Raw genomic sequence first — 15,788 nt, 5'->3', positions numbered from 1 at the left:
ATGTTCACCGGAATCATCACGGATATCGGAACCGTAGATGCCATCGAAAAGGCTGGCGACACGCGATTCAGGATTCGCACGTCATATGAGACCGGTACGATCGATCTTGGGGCTTCCATCGCGTGTTCAGGGCCATGCCTGACCGTCGTCGACAAGGGGCCGGGAAATTTTTCGGTTGATGTTTCAGCCGAAACCCTGTCCAAGACCACACTGGAAGCCTGGAGGGTTGGCCACAGGGTTAATCTCGAGCGTGCGCTCAAGATGGGAGACGAACTGGGGGGGCATCTGGTCTCCGGTCATGTCGACGGCACGGTTCGCGTTCTCGACATCCGGCCCGAAGGAGATAGTCTCAGATATGTTTTCGGTGTGTCGGAAGATTTGCGCAAGTTCGTCTCTCCGAAGGGCTCGGTCGCCCTTGACGGTGTATCCTTGACTGTCAACGAAGTCGAAAACGGCAATTTTGGGATCAACATAATTCCGCACACTCAGTCCGAGACCACCTTGGGCGCCCTCAAGATCGGCGATCGCGTCAATTTCGAAATCGATATGCTGGCGCGTTATATCGCCCGTTTAATGGAGAGCTGATCGCTTTGTCTCACAGTAAGTTTCTTTCCGATCCCGATGACATCATCGAAGAAGCGCGCAATGGTCGTATGGTCATACTCGTGGACGATGAGGAGCGGGAAAACGAAGGTGATCTGGTTATCCCGGCCCAGATGGCCACGCCCGACGTCATCAATTTCATGGCCAAGCACGGGCGTGGCCTGATTTGTCTCGCTCTTAATCGGCGCCGGGTTGAAGAGTTGGGGCTCTCACTCATGAGTCAGGCCAACCAGTCTCGGCACCAGACAGCGTTTACCGTTTCCATCGAGGCACGCGAAGGTATCTCGACAGGGATTTCAGCGCACGACAGGGCACGGACCATTGCCGTGGCTATTGATGAATCCAAGGGCCAGACGGATATTGTCAGCCCGGGGCATGTTTTTCCACTTGTGGCAAATGATGGCGGTGTCTTGCTTAGGGCGGGTCACACCGAGGCCGCCGTCGACATCGCCCGTCTCGCCGGGCTTTATCCGGCCGGCGTGATTTGCGAGATCATGAACGACGACGGCACCATGGCGCGCATGCCGGAGCTCGTCGAGTTCGCGAAGGAGCAGGGGCTGAGAATTGGCACGATTGCCGATCTCATCGAATATCGCCGACGTACCGAGAAACTCGTGGAAAGGACGCTGGAGGCGCGCATCGACAGCCGCTTCGGCGGGCTCTTCAAACTCTTTGTGTACGTGAACAATGTCACCTATTCGGAGCATATCGCGCTGGTGAAGGGCGACATTTCGACCCCTGAGCCGGTCCTGGTCAGGATGCATGCGCTCAATGTGCTGGATGATGCGCTGGGCCACACGGTGTATGGTGCCTCCGGCCGGCTGCACAGCGCCATGCAGATGATTGCCGACGAGGGCCGGGGTGTTGTTGTCGTGATCCGGGAATCGCGGGCGACGGCTCTTTCCGACGCTGTCCGCCACATGGTGGACCCGGGTGGACAACACAATCCTGAATTGCGGGATTACGGCGTGGGGGCCCAAATCCTTCTCGACCTCGGAGTATCGGACATGATTCTGCTGTCAAACACGTCGCGAAACATCGTAGGGATCGAAGGCTACGGCCTGCGCGTGGTGGATCAGCGCCCCCTTGATCTTGGCATCCAGGGATGAGGCGGCTTTACCCGGACGCAATACCGCATAGGATGATGACCCATGTCTGACGCACCCCATATCATGATCGTTGAAGCGCCCTATTACACGGATATCAGCGAGGAATTGGCGAAGGGCGCTATCGCCGTGCTGGAGAATGCCGGCGCAACCCATGAAAGGGTGCCGGTTCCCGGCGCTTTTGAGATCCCGTCGGCGATACAAATGGCAGTACGGTCGCTCGATTTCTACAACGCCAGGAAGCGTTATGACGGGTATGTCGCGCTGGGTTGCGTCATTCGTGGAGAAACATCCCATTACGATATCGTTTGCGAGCAGACTGCGCGCGGCGTCCAGGACCTCACGCTCAAATATACGCTTGCCATCGGGTTCGGCCTTTTGACCGTGGAGAACAGGGACCAGGCCTGGGTGCGCGCGTCCCGGGAGCAGGGTGACAAGGGCGGCGAGGCCGCCAGGGCGTGCCTTCGGATGATCGAACTGAAGCGGGACTTCCGACTTTATCCCCGATGAGGGCGGCGAGAATAAGGGCATCTCGCCCAGCGCCCCTGGCATCATAATTTGCGAGCCGATGTGGCGAACACAGATTCCAGAAAAAAATCCAGAGGTTCTTCAGGACCCCGTCGCACTTCCCGCCTCGCGGCGGTGCAGGCGATTTACCAGAGCGAGATGACGGGCGTCTCTCCTCAGGAGGTGCTGGGAGAATTTGTCGATCATCGCGCGCGCGACGGTTCTCTCGGCCTCGGGTCGGCAAAACTGTCCGAGCCGCTTCTTACCGATCTGGTGCTTGGCGTTGCGCGAGAAAAATCCGCCATCGAGGCCGAATTGAAGGAAGTGCTCACGCTGGCACGCGGCCTCGACCAGATCGAGCCGCTGGTACGTGCTGTTCTACGCGCTGGTGCCTACGAATTGCTGCGCGAGACCGGCACTCCCGCACGGGCGATCGTGTCCGAATATGTCGAGGTCGCGGACGCGTTTTTTGAAGACCGCCAGACCCGTTTCGTCAATGGTGTCCTCGATGGACTTGCCCGACGGCTGCGTGCCGACGAGATGCAAGGTGGAAAAAAGGATGGCGGCGAAAACCTCCGGTGAATTTGCCCTGATCGAGCGCTATCTGGCGCCGCTTGCAAAGGATTTCGCGCCGGCGCTCAGGCTGAAGGATGACGCCGCCGTGTTCGCGCCCCCACCGGGACAGGATATAGTCGTCACCGCCGACGCGATGGTTGAGGGCGTCCATTTTTTTCCGGACGATCCGCCTGATAACGTCGCAAGGAAGCTGCTGCGGGTTAATCTGTCCGATCTTGCGGCCATGGGTGCGGCGCCGTACGCCTACTTCCTGACCCTCGCGCTTCCCGCCTCGCGGGGCGACCACTGGATGGCGGGTCTGAGCGCCGGTCTTGCGGCGGATCAGCAAACTTTCGGGCTCTCCCTGGCTGGCGGCGACACTGTCGCCACCCGCGGACCCGCCGTCCTCTCCCTGACGGCGGTGGGTCTGGTGCCGGCGGGCCGGGCCCTGCGGCGCGACGGTGCCAGGGCGGGCGACGGCATTTATGTTTCCGGTTCTATCGGGGACGCAGCGCTGGCGCTGGAGATCCGGGAAAACCGCGTGCCCGATCCGGGGCCCGAGAGTCGCGCCTGGCTGGCGCATCGACTGGCCCTGCCGGATCCGCGTCTTGCGCTGGGACAAGGGCTGGGCGGGTTGGCGACGGCGGCGATAGATGTGTCGGATGGCCTGCTGGCCGATACCGGCCATATTTGCGAGAACTCCGGCGTGGGAGCCGTCCTCCGGGCCCGCGACGTGCCGCTCTCGGCGGCGGCCGCCCTAATCGTCGGTAATGATCCCGACCGGCTCGCTCTGGCTCTTTCCGGAGGCGATGACTATGAGCTGGTGTTTACCGCCCCGCCTGCGCGCGCGCCCGAGGTCCTGGCCCTGGGATCAAGGGCGGTTGGCGTGACGCGGATCGGCGAGATCGTGCCCGGACATGGCGTGGCATTGCTGGACCAGGCGGGAAATCGTATGGAAAGCCCCAGACGCGGCTACGCGCATTTCTAAAATTCTCTTTCTTATCAGCTACTTATAATTGATCTGTTGTTTACGGGCGCTTTACCTGAGGCGTTCAGGATGGGTTCCGCAGAAGGAGCCCGTGATGCCACGCCGGAAACCGTCCAAAGTCGCTGTCTGGAGCGCCCCGATTATCGGGCTGGCGCTGCTGCTCGGCCTGCCGGGGCGGTCGGCCGAGGCCGCCGCGGCACCCGCCGAGGCAGGTGAAACCGCCCGCTATCTCTCCCTGGAGCCCGTTGTGATCTCGGTTATCCGCCAAGGGCGGCCATTGAAGCAGATATCCATCACCATCGTGCTTCACGTCGTGGGCGAGGAAGACATCGAGAAAGTCAAACGGCTTCAGTTGCGGCTGGTGGATGCCTATCGTGGCGAACTGCACCGGCTCCTCTCGGTTCCCTATCCAGGCGGCCATGTCCGCTTCGATGCCGGCCGGGCGAAGCAAATTCTCGATCAGCGCACGGACGCGATCCTGGGAGAAGGGACTGTCCGCGAAATCCTGTTCACGCGGATTCTCGAGCAGCAAGGCTAGCGTCAGGAGGCGCCGGCGGAACCCGCGCGGCCCGATTTTCGGCCTTTTTTCGGCATCTCGCAGGTTGCGCCCTGTGGCCGGTTCTGGCATGTTCCAGCCGGCCTCGCGAGGGGTAGACAGGGGCCATTCAGGGGGATGGCGCCCACTCCGGGCACCTTCCACGAGTCCTTAACCTTCCGAAAAATAACAAAGGGTTGGCGAATGTCAGCGTATTACTGGTTCGTGATCGCATGCGGGGTTTTGGCCCTGCTCTACGGTCTCTATGCATCTCGTGCGGTCATGTCGGCGCCTGCCGGTAACGATCGCATGAGAGAGATTGCCGGCGCCGTTCAAGAAGGCGCGAGAGCTTACCTGAATCGGCAATACACAACGATCGCATTGGTCGGTGCCGTCATCGGCATCATCTTGGGCCTGTTCCTGGGCATCTATGCGGCTATCGGGTATTTTGTCGGTGCGATCCTCTCCGGCCTGGCCGGCTATGTCGGGATGCACGTATCGGTGCGAGCGAATGTCCGGACCGCGGAAGCAGCGCGGACCAGTCTCCAGGGAGCGCTCAAAATCGCGTTCCAGTCCGGCGCTGTCACGGGCCTGCTCGTGGTCGGTCTCGGCCTGCTGGGCGTGGCAGTCTATTACATCTTCCTGCGCGATCATTTCGGTGGAGAGGCGCGGCCGATCGTCGAGGCCTTGGTGGCGCTCAGCTTTGGCGCCTCGCTGATCTCGATCTTTGCGCGTCTGGGTGGCGGCATTTTCACCAAAGGCGCCGATGTCGGAGCCGACCTGGTTGGCAAGATCGAAGCCGGTATTCCGGAGGACGACCCGCGGAACGCGGCTGTCATCGCCGATAACGTGGGCGACAATGTCGGAGACTGCGCCGGTATGGCGGCCGACCTTTTCGAGACTTACGCGGTAACGGTCGTTGCGACGATGCTTCTTGGCGCCATCTTCTTCTCAGGGGCGGCGCAAGAGCAAATGATGCTATATCCGCTGCTGGTCTGCGCCGTGTGCATCGTGGGCTCCGTTATTGGCACTTTCTTCGTTCGCCTTGGCGCGAGTCAGAACATCATGGCCGCCCTGTACAAGGGTTTTATTGTTTCGGCGGTTTTGTCGGCTGGACTGATCGGCGCGATAACCCATTTTCAGCTCGGATTCACGACCGAATACCAGCTCGTCGGGGGTGCGGTGATCGAAGGTCGGCATCTGTTTTATTGTGCCCTTATCGGTCTCGTCGTAACCGGTCTGATGATCTGGATTACCGAATACTACACCGGGACCGGCTATCGGCCGGTCAAGAGCGTAGCGAAATCCTCGGAAACAGGGCACGCAACCAACGTGATACAGGGGCTCGCCGTTTCGATGGAAGCGACGGCACTCCCGGTCATCGTTATCTGCGCGGCCATCATCGTGGCCTATCTCACGGCGGGCCTGTTCGGAATTGCCGTCGCCGCGACGACGATGTTGGCGCTTGCCGGCATGGTGGTCGCACTTGATGCATACGGGCCGGTAACAGACAACGCGGGCGGCATCGCCGAAATGGCTGATTTGCCCGAGGACGTCCGAAAAACCACCGATGCTCTCGATGCTGTCGGGAATACGACGAAAGCCGTTACCAAGGGATACGCGATTGCGTCGGCCGGGCTGGCGGCGCTCGTTCTGTTTGCCGCCTACACGGAAGATCTAAATCATTACTTCCCCGAGGCTTCAGTGGCATTCAGCCTGAAGGACCCGTTCGTGGTCATCGGCCTGTTCATCGGCGGTCTGCTGCCGTTTCTCTTCGGCGCGCTTGCCATGCAGGCAGTGGGCCGGGCCGCCAGCGCCGTTGTCGTGGAGGTTCGCCGGCAGTTCAAAGAGATCCCGGGCATCATGGAAGGAACGGCCCGGCCGGAATACGGCCGTGCCGTGGACCTGCTGACCCGTTCGGCGATCAAGGAAATGATTGTTCCCTCATTGTTGCCGGTCCTGGCGCCAGTGTTGCTGTATATCGTCGTGATGGCGTTTGGCGGACAGTCGGCAGCGTTTACGGCCCTGGGGGCGATGCTGCTTGGGACTATCGTCACAGGCCTGTTCGTGGCGATTTCGATGACCTCCGGCGGCGGCGCCTGGGATAACGCCAAGAAGTACATCGAGGATGGTCATTACGGTGGCAAGGGCTCGGAAGCCCACAAGGCCGCGGTGACCGGGGACACGGTTGGCGATCCTTACAAGGACACGGCGGGACCGGCGGTCAACCCGATGATCAAGATCACCAATATCGTGGCGATTCTCCTTCTGGCGATCCTGCACGCCATCTAGGAAGCCGCCTGAGCGGTCGATCAGACCCCCCGCCGCCTACCCCGCGGCGGGGGGTTTTCTTGCGCGGTGACGAGCCGGTCTAGTTGCCGACTCGACCGATATTGCCGAGGATTTGCTCGATGGCGGTGAGAGAGTGACCGGCAGTAGGTGTTTTTCGTTCTACCATCTGGACAAACTGCCCATTGTCGCGATCCAGATGGTCGATATCTTCAACGACGCCGTCCCCATTAAAGCTGATAACGACCACGCGCTGGTCCAGCAGTTCGGGTTCGAAAAAGGCCACCGCCTCGGAGTACTGACTGACGTAATACCACTTGTCGGCTGCGAATGTGCCTGTCGTCGACGGGGTGCCGAGCGCCCGGACCACGTCCTCTTTCGAGGAAACGCCGGGGGTCAATTTCGAAAGCTGGGGCTCCTGGGGAAGATTGCCCGCCTGATGTTCGATCGGCGCGCAGCCGCCCAGCACGAGGAGGCCGATCACGGCAGTCGCCGCCAGGGAGTTCGCTCGCGTTCTGGTCGAAGTTTTGGCCATTTGATGCGACCCTGTCAGTCCTGTCAGTTCACTCTTGCTTGCCGGTCACGGCGTCGAGCCGGTTTTCGGGAGCCAGGGGCCACCGCCAGCGTGCGGGCGCCGAGGGGGTTTACAATGGCGCTCCCAGTCCCCATTAATCGCAGAAATGTAGGGCGGCGCCCGATTTTGTCAATGATCCTTAAGGTTAAGGGCCGGCTGTGCGCAGATTTCTCCGAAAACTAGGTTTTTCAGCCCGCAACCCGGCTGCTGAAGCGCTGTATGCCACAGCGGTGGGAGCAGCGCGGGAGCCGGCTTTTTATGTCGAGCTGGGGGTTCCGGATACGGCGACTGGCCGGTTCGATCTCATTGTTCTCCATGTTTTCTTCCTCATTCGACGATTGAGAGAGGCTGATTCGGAGGCGCGCGACCTGGCACAGGACCTATTCGACCATATGTTCGCCGATATGGATCGCTCACTTCGGGAAATGGGTGTGGGGGACCTGTCGGTCGGGCGCCAGGTAAAAGCGCTGGCCCAGGGATTCTATGGGCGCTCCGCCATGTTTGAGGCCGCGTTGGCGGCGCCGGAAACGGATATGGCGGGCGTGCTGCGGCGCAATCTTTATGGCGGTGACGAGACCGTCAGTACGCCGGATCGCCTGGCGAGCTTGTCGCGCTATATCGAAGCTCAGGCAAAGGCGGTGGCGACGCAGGATGTGGACGATCTGAAGAGGGGCCTGGCGGTCTTCCCGGTCCTTCCGACACTCGGCGCCACGGCCGACGTGCTGGACCATTGAGGAAAGCGTTTTTGGATGCCGGACAAAGCAGAGCCGAAATCGGAATTCGCCTGCCGGATCAGTCTCGCCACAGTGTCCGAGGCAGGACTCGAAAAAAGGCTTGCGGCAAGTGAGCCCGCCCGCGCGGCCCTTGTCCGGCGGCTCGGGATCGTTGATCTGCCCCGGTTTAGCGCGACTTTCCGGCTGGCGCCCCGGCGGGGAGGTCGAGCCTACCTGCTGGATGCTCATCTGAGCGCGGAGGTTGTCCAGTCCTGTGTCGTAAGCCTGGAGCCGGTGGCGGAGGAAATAGAAGAGGACCTTCGCATTCTGTTCGATCGTGACATGACCCCGGATCCGGAAATGATGGGGCCGCCCCAGGAGGGGTTGTTTGAAGGCGAGGTGACCGATTTCGAGCCGCTGGATGGCGGCGAAATCGATATTGGGGAAATCCTTTGCCAGTTTCTTGCCCTGGCCCTTGATCCGTATCCGCGGCGGCCCGGGCTTGAAGCCAATTTGCCGCGTGAAAACGACAGGGAAGAGGAGCAGCCGCAGGCCCCGAGAAAAAATCCTTTTTCCAGTCTTTCCAATATGTTAGAGCATAAAGGGCGACAAAAACGCTAACTCTTGCCCCTCCGGTACTTTTCCGATAAACAAGCTGCGCCTGGCGGGTTAGCCGCAACTGGAGAGACTGAATGGCCGTTCCGAAGAAAAAAGTATCGCGTTCGAGGCGGGATCTGCGCCGGTCTCACCACGCCTTGGCGCCGGTGGCCTCGGCCGAATGCCCCAATTGCGGCGAGCTGAAATTGCCGCACCATGTCTGCCCCTCCTGCGGCTATTACAGGGACCGGGAAGTCGTTCTGAGCAGCGACATCTAGGGCCCGGTACGGGACCGGATAGGGGGAGCTTTTGTCAGCGGAGTTCACTGTCGCGCTGGACGCCATGGGCGGCGATCGGGCGCCAGACGTCGTGGTCAAAGGTGCGAACATTGCCCGCGAACGCCACCCCAGCGCCCGGTTCCTCTTCGTTGGCGATGAGGGCCAGGTGGCGCCCCTGATCGAGCGCTTCCCCAAACTCAGTCAGATTTCAAAGATTCGTCACACCACCGACGTGGTCACCAATGACGACAAGCCCTCGGTTGCCTTGCGTAACCGACGGAACTCCAGCATGCGACTCGCGATCAACGCCGTCGGTGACGGGGAGGCGGCCGCCGTCGTCTCCGCTGGTAATACCGGCGCTTTGATGGCCATGAGCAAGTTCGTTCTGAAAACTCTTCCCGGCATAGACCGGCCCGCGATTGCCAGTGTGTTCCCGACGCTCCGGGGTGAAAGCGTGATGCTTGACCTTGGGGCCAATATCGAGTGTTCGGCGGCCAACCTCGTGCAATTTGCGGCCATGGGTGAGGTATTCGCCCGTCTTACGCTGGGAATTCTTGAGCCAACGGTAGGCTTGCTGAACGTCGGGGAAGAAGAACTCAAAGGTCGCGAGCCCGTGCGGGCCGCGGCGGTGGCGCTGAAGGCATCCCGGCTCAATCAGAATTTTCTGGGCTTTATCGAGGGTGACGACATCGCCATGGGCACGGTCGATGTGATTGTGACCGACGGATTTTCGGGAAATGTCGCCCTCAAGACGGCAGAAGGCGTTTCCAAGCTGTTTTCGACATCCCTTCGACAGGCTTTCGGAAGCTCCTTCATCGCCGGTCTTGGTTATCTTCTTGCGAAGCGGTCCCTGTCCCGACTCTGGATGCGCATGGATCCCCGGCAATATAACGGGGCGGTTTTCCTCGGGCTCAATGGCATCACGGTCAAGAGTCACGGCGGTACCGATGCACTGGGATTTGCGAGCGCTATCAGCGTCGCGGTGGATATGGTGCAACAGGGGTATAATGATGGTATTCGGGAAGAAATCGCCGTGCTGAATGCAGAAACCGCATCCGGGGCCGGCGAACAGGCGGCTGCGATTTAGGTATGCAGCATTCGAGAATCATTGGCAGTGGCGCCTACCTGCCGGAAAAGGTTGTGACCAACGACGAGTTGGCGCGCCGGCTCGACACTTCCGATGAATGGATCGCCCAGCGGACCGGGATTCGTGCCAGGCATATCGCCGCGCCCGGCGAGCTTACGTCGGACATGGCGGTCTGCGCGGCAGTTCGGGCACTTGATACGGCAGGACTGACCCCATTCCAGATTGACCTGATCGTGGTGGCGACGAGCACCCCGGACGAGACCTTTCCGGCTTCGGCTACGCGGGTGCAGGACAAGCTGGGGGCGGCCAACGCGGCCGCTTTCGATGTGCAGGCGGTCTGTACCGGTTTCGTTTACGCGCTGGCGGTGGCGGACAATTTTATCAAGGTTGGGCAGGCCAGACGGGCGCTGGTCATCGGGGCCGAAACGTTTTCGCGGATCCTGGACTGGGAGGACCGCTCGACCTGCGTTCTTTTTGGTGACGGCGCCGGCGCCGTCGTGCTGGAGGCGGTGGAGGGAGAGATCGGCAGCGGCGATCGGGGTATCCTGTCCACACACCTCCATTCCGACGGATCGCTTCATGACATTCTGTACGTCGACGGTGGCCCGTCCAGCACTGGCACGACAGGGCATCTGCGCATGGAGGGCAAGGAGGTCTTCCGCCACGCGGTGACCAAGCTGTCCGAGGTCATCCAGGAAGCTCTCGATGCTAACGGCCTTGAGGCGGACGCCATTGACTGGGTTGTACCGCATCAGGCCAACCGGCGGATCATGGAGGGCATGGCACGGAAATTTGGACTTCCTGTCGACCGTGTCGTGATCACGATCGAGGACCACGCCAATACCTCGGCCGCCTCCATCCCGCTGGCCCTGGATCAGGCGGTGCGAGATGGCCGGATACAGCCCGGCAACCTCGTCCTGCTGGAGGCCATCGGTGGGGGGCTGACCTGGGGTGCCGGCCTCGTCCGTTGGTAATCCTCGGCTGAAGCGGGCTTTGAGGGGGAATGTCCATCCCCTTGAAATCATTGATTGTTGACTGTCTAAGGGCTATTCTGGTTTTAGGAGGATCGGCGGATGGCTGGAAACACCGTTACCCGAGCACAACTCAGCGAAGCGGTATATCAGGAAGTGGGCCTGTCGAGAAACGAGTCGGCCGACCTTGTCGAGTCAGTCCTCAAGGAAATTTCGGACACGCTGATCAAGGGCAGCTCGGTGAAAATCTCCTCCTTCGGGAGTTTTGCGGTGCGCCAGAAGGGGCGGCGCATTGGCCGGAATCCCAAAACAGGTGAGGAGGTGCCGATCCTGCCTCGCAGGGTTCTGGTATTTCGTCCATCCCACGTCCTGAAGGAACGCATTAACCGTCGTCCGGCAGCGGACACGACTGACTGAATTTTCTGATGTCGGAATCTCGTGATCTAGATCTCCAGAACGGAGATCGGGAATCGCCCCAAAAATCCGCCGCGGCTTTCCGGACGATCAGCGAGGTGGCCAACCAGCTGGAAGTGCCGCAGCACGTCCTGCGCTTCTGGGAATCAAAGTTTCCCCAGGTCCGGCCCATGAAGCGGGCTGGCGGGCGCCGCTACTACCGTCCCGAGGATGTTCAGCTTCTCCGCCGTATTCGTGAATTGCTCCATCAGGACGGGTATACGATCAGGGGTGTTCAGCGGCTCTTGAAAGAAAAGGGTGCACGGGCACTCGTCAAGGACAAGGGCCAAAACCCGGAGGTCAAGACGGCGGCACCTTCTGGACTGTCATCGAGCGCGCGCGCCAAGCTGAGTGCCGTCGTGGCCGAACTCCAGGAAATCCGGGCCGAACTGGACGGCGATCCAAAGTAAATTTCCGTCAAAATCGTGGCTGCCCTTGTTGCAGTAGAAGGCCTGCGCAGCTAGATTTGCGCGGTTTCCAAGGTCGGAGCGTAGCGCAGTCTGGTAGCGCATCACACTGGGGGTGTGGGGGTCGTGGGTTCAAATCCCGCCGCTCCGACCAATTCCGCCGTCTCTGGTTTGGCCGGTTCTGCTGCCACGTGGGCCAGTGATCGGAGTCTCCACAACGACGGTCCCCTCCAGCGGTTCCCGCGAAAGCAAGGTAATCTCAGCCTTTTCGCCGTCTGCGGCCGATACAAAAAGTACGAGGCCCATGGGGCTTGCGTTCAGGTTGCAGGCCGCGAGTATCATATGCCCTGCGCGCAGAACACCATCATGGCCGCGAAAATAATCCGGGCCGAGCAGGCGGTCAGGGCCGTCGGGCGTCCGATAATGCCAGAGCCAGAAGCCGCCACCGCCGCCGAGAGCCCTGAGGGATGACAATTCCAAAGCCATGGCTTGCTCCTTTTTTCTGGTCAGGCATCGGGAAGGGCAAGTGTACGTAAAATACGTACATGTGGTCAAGCGGTGCATTACGGCAAATCGGGAGACGGGCCTGACTGATACAAAACGCATCTCTCATTGACGATATCGACGCAACTGGAGAGAGTGCCGGCCAATTCCGGGGTGCCAAAAAAGAGCCGGCCAAATGTTCCGGCCGGGTGGCCCGATTGGTGACATGCGTATGGGTAGAGGAAGTTTATGGCAGAAGCAGCAGGAGTGGCCGGCGAACATTTACGGCGGTATGTGGAACGGATTGAGCGCCTCGAAGAAGAGAGGGCCGAGATTGCGGGGCATATTCGCGAAGTCTATTCCGAGGCGAAAGCGAACGGTTTCGATGTGCCCACTTTGCGGCAGGTGGTGAAGCTTCGAAAGCTCGATAGCGCCGATCGTGCCGAGCGCGAGGCCCTGCTGGATCTCTACAAGAGTGCTCTTGGCCTGGTCGGGTGAGGCATCTGGCAGGCTCTTAAGGCGGCGCCGAACTTTACATCGGCATGGGGATCAGACCCGGCGTCCCAGCCAGATCACTTTCCCTGCGACATGGATGGACTCGGGCGCCAGGTCCGGATAGGCCGAATAGGCAGGATTGTCGGATGAGATCGTAAGACGCCCAGTCCCCGGGTGCAGGGTCACGCGCTTAACCTGGAGCACGTCATTGAGCCGGATGACGAAAATACCGTCCTGTCTGGGCACTGTCTGAGTGAAATCAATGAGGATGTGATCCCCGTCGACGAGCGTGGGGAACATGCTGTCGCCCCGGACCATGATGACCCCCAGGCTGGCGGGGGCCGCGGTAGTGACGCTTTTCAGCCATTCCGGGAGAAAGGCAAGGCGACCAGTCTGGTGTTCGGCGTCCACCATGGTGCCATCGCCGGCGGCGGCCGCGACGTCGTAAACAGGCACGAAAACGAGATCATCGGATTCTGCCTTTTGCTTTTCACGCATGTTTCCCGGCATAGCGGGGGTGAGCTTTTCGAGATCCCGATGCGGAACGCCGTGGCGGGCCAGGACGGGCAAAATTGCGTCCAACACCTCGATCGGCAGATACGGTTTCTTGTATCGGTCCTCGTAATGCTGATAGCGGGTCGCCCCCCAACCGATCTCGCGCGCCATTTCCCGCAGCGATAGACCGGCCTTTTGCCGCAGGGCCTTCAGGCGAGATGCTGCCTGTGAGGTGTCGGTCATGGTCACCTCCTCCTTTCAGATTTCTTTTTCGGGCCCGTCGACACGGTTTTTTGCGACATTCCCCTTGACGGATGTACGCAAAAATAGTACTTATGCGTACAGTTCCGGCTTCCCGAGGAAGCCCCGGGTCGCAGACGCAGGTGATGCCGTATGATCAAGCCCCCTCCCAGTAGACCGTTTCCAGAAAACATCGTCAATTTTCACGCCGCCCTGAGGGCGCAGGAGCCTGAGCGCTGGCGTGCCTACCGTGCGGCCGCGGCATTATATCCCGATGTTGCCGGTGGTGCCGGCCCTGGAAATCCAACCTATCGCCATTTCACAAAATGGATCCGCGTTTTCGAGCGTTTGCCTGAGGAAACAGGGTGAAGCAATGGCGCAAGAACCGATAGGGGATTCAATTCCTTCATGAAATCAAGCCTCTCCAGCGTGGTGGCATCCGGCCGTAATGCTGACGATGCCCGGCGGACATTCGCCCGTCTGCAGAATGGCTGGCGTGGGGGGGTCCTGGTGGTCAGGCTCGACGATGATCGCCTCACCTGGCCCGAGAAAGAGCTAATCCGCCAGATCGGCGAAAAACTGTATGGAGAACGACATGGCAGGGACTGATTCCGACCGGGACCCACCTGCAGGAGAGGCCCGCCACGCGGAAATCATCCGGCGCCTGGAAGAGGCCGCTGACTTTCTGAAGCGCCTGCCCAGGCCAAAAGAGCTTCTATACCTGAAGGGAAAATGGAGTTCCTGGCCGGCAGTTATCCACGTTGCCGGAGAAGCATACGGGTATGGCACGCCGACGGCCGCACGAATCCCCCCCAATGCGGACCAGATCGATCGGATGGACGAGGCAATCCTTTGGCTTTTATGGCTGGAGAAGCGGGAGGGCGAGCTCGTCTGGTTGCGGTGCTCGGGGATCGCGTGGCGGGACCTGGAATACGTATTTCGTCGGAGCAGCCGGACACTGCAGCGGCGGTTCAGGACGGCAATCACCGAGATCCGGCGCGAACTCGATCAAGCAGCCGGGCCGGCTGGCGCCAGAGGGAAAGATTTTTTTCCGGGAAGGTCAAAAAAACGCTTGTCGCAGATGTCGTGAATGTTATATACGTACAGTCATACGCTGAAGACATACAAAGCAGGGCCGGCCACCAGCCGGCCCTTTTTGATTCGGAACCAAAGAGCAGAGAATCATGACGAACCAGGTTCTGGCACCCCGGAAGTTTGACCGGGCCCGCCGGGGAGCTTTTCTCGAGGCCCTGCGGGAAAGAGGCGTGGTCAGTGTCGCCGCCGCCGAGGCCGGAATTTCCCGTGCTCAGGCATATCGGGCCCGGGAGAAAAGTCCGGCATTCAGGGCGGCCTGGCGGGCGGCTCTCGAAGAAGCGCTTGATTTACTCGAATCCGAGGCACGACGGCGTGCCCTCGAAGGGTGGGACAAGCCGGTTTTTTACCAGGGGAAGCAGATCGGCGTAGTCCGGGAATATTCTGACCAGCTCCTCATGTTTCTGCTTCGGGCGTACCGTCCCGCAAAATTCCGGGAGCGTGTCTCCGGTAATGAAGAGGTCCCAACAATACGGATCGTCCAGTTTGGCGGCGAGCGGGTGCCCGAAAATGCAATACCGGCGGAGTAGGGGGTCGAGTAGGGGTTCCGCGACAAGGCCCCTCGAAAAATTACATCGGCTGCTCTACTCTCTCTGTCGTTTTGGAACAGGCATCGCTTGGGGGGCGGAATGAAGATATTTTCCTTGAACGGATCGACAGGAAGCTGGCTTGTCACGGCCGAGGACGCGGCGGCGGCAAGGGCTCTCTTGCCCCCGGATGCGGCGCCTGACGAGGTAATCGAACTCGTGGATGGCTTTGAGGGTGAGGCGAAGGTGATCGCCTCCGGTTCGGGGCCACTCGTGCAAACGAAAAACTGATCATCAGCGAAAGACTGTAAGAAAGGCGCTTTCCTGCGGGGAGGCGCCTTTGCCACGCGTGCACGTTCTGCGTGCCAGCCGCATGTCAGTTGGGCAATCTGTCGCAGCTTCGTGAAAAGTCTGGCGATCCGGCGCGCGGGGCCACATAATAACCCTATCAACGTTGTGGAAATATCTAAGTGGAATTCTCGGGTATTTGGGACCCGACCCTCACGCCCCGTTGAAAGCGGACACCGATCGCAGATTTGGGGCAGCAGGGGACCAACCGCAACCGAGGGGAGAAGACGATGAAATTATTTGCAGTGAATGGCGAAAGCCGGTCCTGGCTGATCATCGCCGAGACGGAAGCCGCCGCGAAATCCTTGGCGGCGGCGAGAGCGGAAAAAGTCTTTGAGGTTCTCGATAACGTCAAGGGTGACGCGGGTATCGTGGCGGAGATGAACGCGCCGTTCGTGCCGGACATTCAGGAACTGACCGAACGGGCCGCTTGAAACAGCGTGGC

The 15,788-nt window shown here is 60.3% G+C and carries 21 protein-coding genes and 1 tRNA gene; 20 read left to right on the top strand and 2 right to left on the bottom strand.

Going from position 1 to position 15,788, the window contains the following annotated elements; translation table 11 throughout:
- From RLQ26_10735 to RLQ26_10705, 7 genes are all read left to right on the top strand, one after another.
- Window positions 1–585 (top strand): riboflavin synthase, encoded by a 585-nt coding sequence (locus tag RLQ26_10735; protein ID MEQ9089199.1) that lies wholly within the window; start codon window positions 1–3, stop codon window positions 583–585.
- A 5-nt stretch (window positions 586–590) separates the two neighbouring features.
- Window positions 591–1,712 (top strand): 3,4-dihydroxy-2-butanone-4-phosphate synthase, encoded by a 1,122-nt coding sequence (ribB, locus tag RLQ26_10730; protein MEQ9089198.1) that lies wholly within the window; start codon window positions 591–593, stop codon window positions 1,710–1,712.
- Between the two features lie 42 nt (window positions 1,713–1,754).
- Window positions 1,755–2,219 (top strand): 6,7-dimethyl-8-ribityllumazine synthase, encoded by a 465-nt coding sequence (locus RLQ26_10725; GenBank protein MEQ9089197.1) that lies wholly within the window; start codon window positions 1,755–1,757, stop codon window positions 2,217–2,219.
- Window positions 2,220–2,279: 60 nt separating this feature from the next.
- The gene (gene nusB, locus RLQ26_10720) at window positions 2,280–2,798 is read left to right on the top strand and encodes a transcription antitermination factor NusB (protein ID MEQ9089196.1); all 519 of its coding nucleotides are present in this window, start codon (window positions 2,280–2,282) and stop codon (window positions 2,796–2,798) included.
- Window positions 2,776–3,759: a thiamine-phosphate kinase gene (gene thiL / locus RLQ26_10715; protein ID MEQ9089195.1), complete on the top strand. Its 984-nt coding sequence runs from the start codon at window positions 2,776–2,778 to the stop codon at window positions 3,757–3,759. The genes nusB and thiL overlap by 23 nt, the downstream gene beginning before the upstream one ends.
- 94 nt (window positions 3,760–3,853) lie before the next feature.
- Window positions 3,854–4,297: a hypothetical protein gene (locus tag RLQ26_10710; protein ID MEQ9089194.1), complete on the top strand. Its 444-nt coding sequence runs from the start codon at window positions 3,854–3,856 to the stop codon at window positions 4,295–4,297.
- Between the two features lie 201 nt (window positions 4,298–4,498).
- Window positions 4,499–6,586, top strand: coding sequence for a sodium-translocating pyrophosphatase (locus tag RLQ26_10705; GenBank protein ID MEQ9089193.1), 2,088 nt, complete (start codon window positions 4,499–4,501; stop codon window positions 6,584–6,586).
- 79 nt (window positions 6,587–6,665) lie between these two features.
- On the opposite strand, the gene bamE is transcribed toward RLQ26_10705, so the two are convergent.
- A complete protein-coding gene (gene bamE / locus RLQ26_10700; protein ID MEQ9089192.1) occupies window positions 6,666–7,118 on the bottom strand; it encodes an outer membrane protein assembly factor BamE in 453 nt (150 codons plus the stop codon).
- Window positions 7,119–7,387: 269 nt separating this feature from the next.
- Between bamE and RLQ26_10695 the strand changes: the two genes are divergently transcribed.
- The 9 genes from RLQ26_10695 to RLQ26_10655 all read left to right on the top strand — a co-directional run bounded on the left by RLQ26_10695 (window position 7,388) and on the right by RLQ26_10655 (window position 12,644).
- Window positions 7,388–7,891, top strand: a complete 504-nt coding sequence (locus RLQ26_10695) for a ubiquinol-cytochrome C chaperone family protein (protein ID MEQ9089191.1) — start codon at window positions 7,388–7,390, stop codon at window positions 7,889–7,891.
- 15 nt (window positions 7,892–7,906) lie between these two features.
- Entirely contained in the window at window positions 7,907–8,491 is a 585-nt protein-coding gene (locus RLQ26_10690) for a DUF177 domain-containing protein (GenBank protein MEQ9089190.1), read from the top strand.
- Between the two features lie 71 nt (window positions 8,492–8,562).
- Window positions 8,563–8,745: a 50S ribosomal protein L32 gene (gene rpmF, locus RLQ26_10685; GenBank protein MEQ9089189.1), complete on the top strand. Its 183-nt coding sequence runs from the start codon at window positions 8,563–8,565 to the stop codon at window positions 8,743–8,745.
- A gap of 31 nt (window positions 8,746–8,776) precedes the next feature.
- Window positions 8,777–9,832: a phosphate acyltransferase PlsX gene (gene plsX / locus RLQ26_10680; protein MEQ9089188.1), complete on the top strand. Its 1,056-nt coding sequence runs from the start codon at window positions 8,777–8,779 to the stop codon at window positions 9,830–9,832.
- 2 nt (window positions 9,833–9,834) lie between these two features.
- A complete protein-coding gene (locus RLQ26_10675) occupies window positions 9,835–10,806 on the top strand; it encodes a beta-ketoacyl-ACP synthase III (protein ID MEQ9089187.1) in 972 nt (323 codons plus the stop codon).
- A 99-nt stretch (window positions 10,807–10,905) separates the two neighbouring features.
- On the top strand, window positions 10,906–11,220 hold the full coding sequence (locus RLQ26_10670; protein MEQ9089186.1) for an integration host factor subunit alpha: 315 nt from the start codon (window positions 10,906–10,908) through the stop codon (window positions 11,218–11,220).
- 8 nt (window positions 11,221–11,228) lie between these two features.
- A complete protein-coding gene (locus RLQ26_10665; GenBank protein ID MEQ9089185.1) occupies window positions 11,229–11,666 on the top strand; it encodes a MerR family transcriptional regulator in 438 nt (145 codons plus the stop codon).
- A 74-nt stretch (window positions 11,667–11,740) separates the two neighbouring features.
- A tRNA-Pro gene (locus RLQ26_10660) sits at window positions 11,741–11,817 on the top strand.
- A 578-nt stretch (window positions 11,818–12,395) separates the two neighbouring features.
- Window positions 12,396–12,644 carry a DUF2312 domain-containing protein gene (locus tag RLQ26_10655; GenBank protein MEQ9089184.1) on the top strand — a complete coding sequence of 83 codons (249 nt, stop codon included), beginning with the start codon at window positions 12,396–12,398 and terminating at the stop codon, window positions 12,642–12,644.
- A gap of 51 nt (window positions 12,645–12,695) precedes the next feature.
- Here the strand turns inward: RLQ26_10655 and RLQ26_10650 are convergent, their stop codons facing one another.
- On the bottom strand, window positions 12,696–13,379 hold the full coding sequence (locus RLQ26_10650) for a S24 family peptidase (protein ID MEQ9089183.1): 684 nt from the start codon (window positions 13,377–13,379) through the stop codon (window positions 12,696–12,698).
- A 405-nt stretch (window positions 13,380–13,784) separates the two neighbouring features.
- Between RLQ26_10650 and RLQ26_10645 the strand changes: the two genes are divergently transcribed.
- From RLQ26_10645 to RLQ26_10630, 4 genes are all read left to right on the top strand, one after another.
- On the top strand, window positions 13,785–13,985 hold the full coding sequence (locus RLQ26_10645; protein ID MEQ9089182.1) for a hypothetical protein: 201 nt from the start codon (window positions 13,785–13,787) through the stop codon (window positions 13,983–13,985).
- 575 nt (window positions 13,986–14,560) lie between these two features.
- Entirely contained in the window at window positions 14,561–14,998 is a 438-nt protein-coding gene (locus RLQ26_10640) for a terminase (protein ID MEQ9089181.1), read from the top strand.
- Between the two features lie 99 nt (window positions 14,999–15,097).
- Window positions 15,098–15,286 carry a hypothetical protein gene (locus RLQ26_10635; protein MEQ9089180.1) on the top strand — a complete coding sequence of 63 codons (189 nt, stop codon included), beginning with the start codon at window positions 15,098–15,100 and terminating at the stop codon, window positions 15,284–15,286.
- A 287-nt stretch (window positions 15,287–15,573) separates the two neighbouring features.
- Entirely contained in the window at window positions 15,574–15,777 is a 204-nt protein-coding gene (locus tag RLQ26_10630) for a hypothetical protein (protein MEQ9089179.1), read from the top strand.
- The last annotated feature ends 11 nt before the right edge of the window (window positions 15,778–15,788 follow it).

This window comes from Alphaproteobacteria bacterium, assembly GCA_040220875.1.
Lineage (GTDB): Bacteria > Pseudomonadota > Alphaproteobacteria > JAVJVX01 > JAVJVX01 > JAVJVX01.
This window is presented reverse-complemented; position numbering and strand designations above follow the sequence as displayed.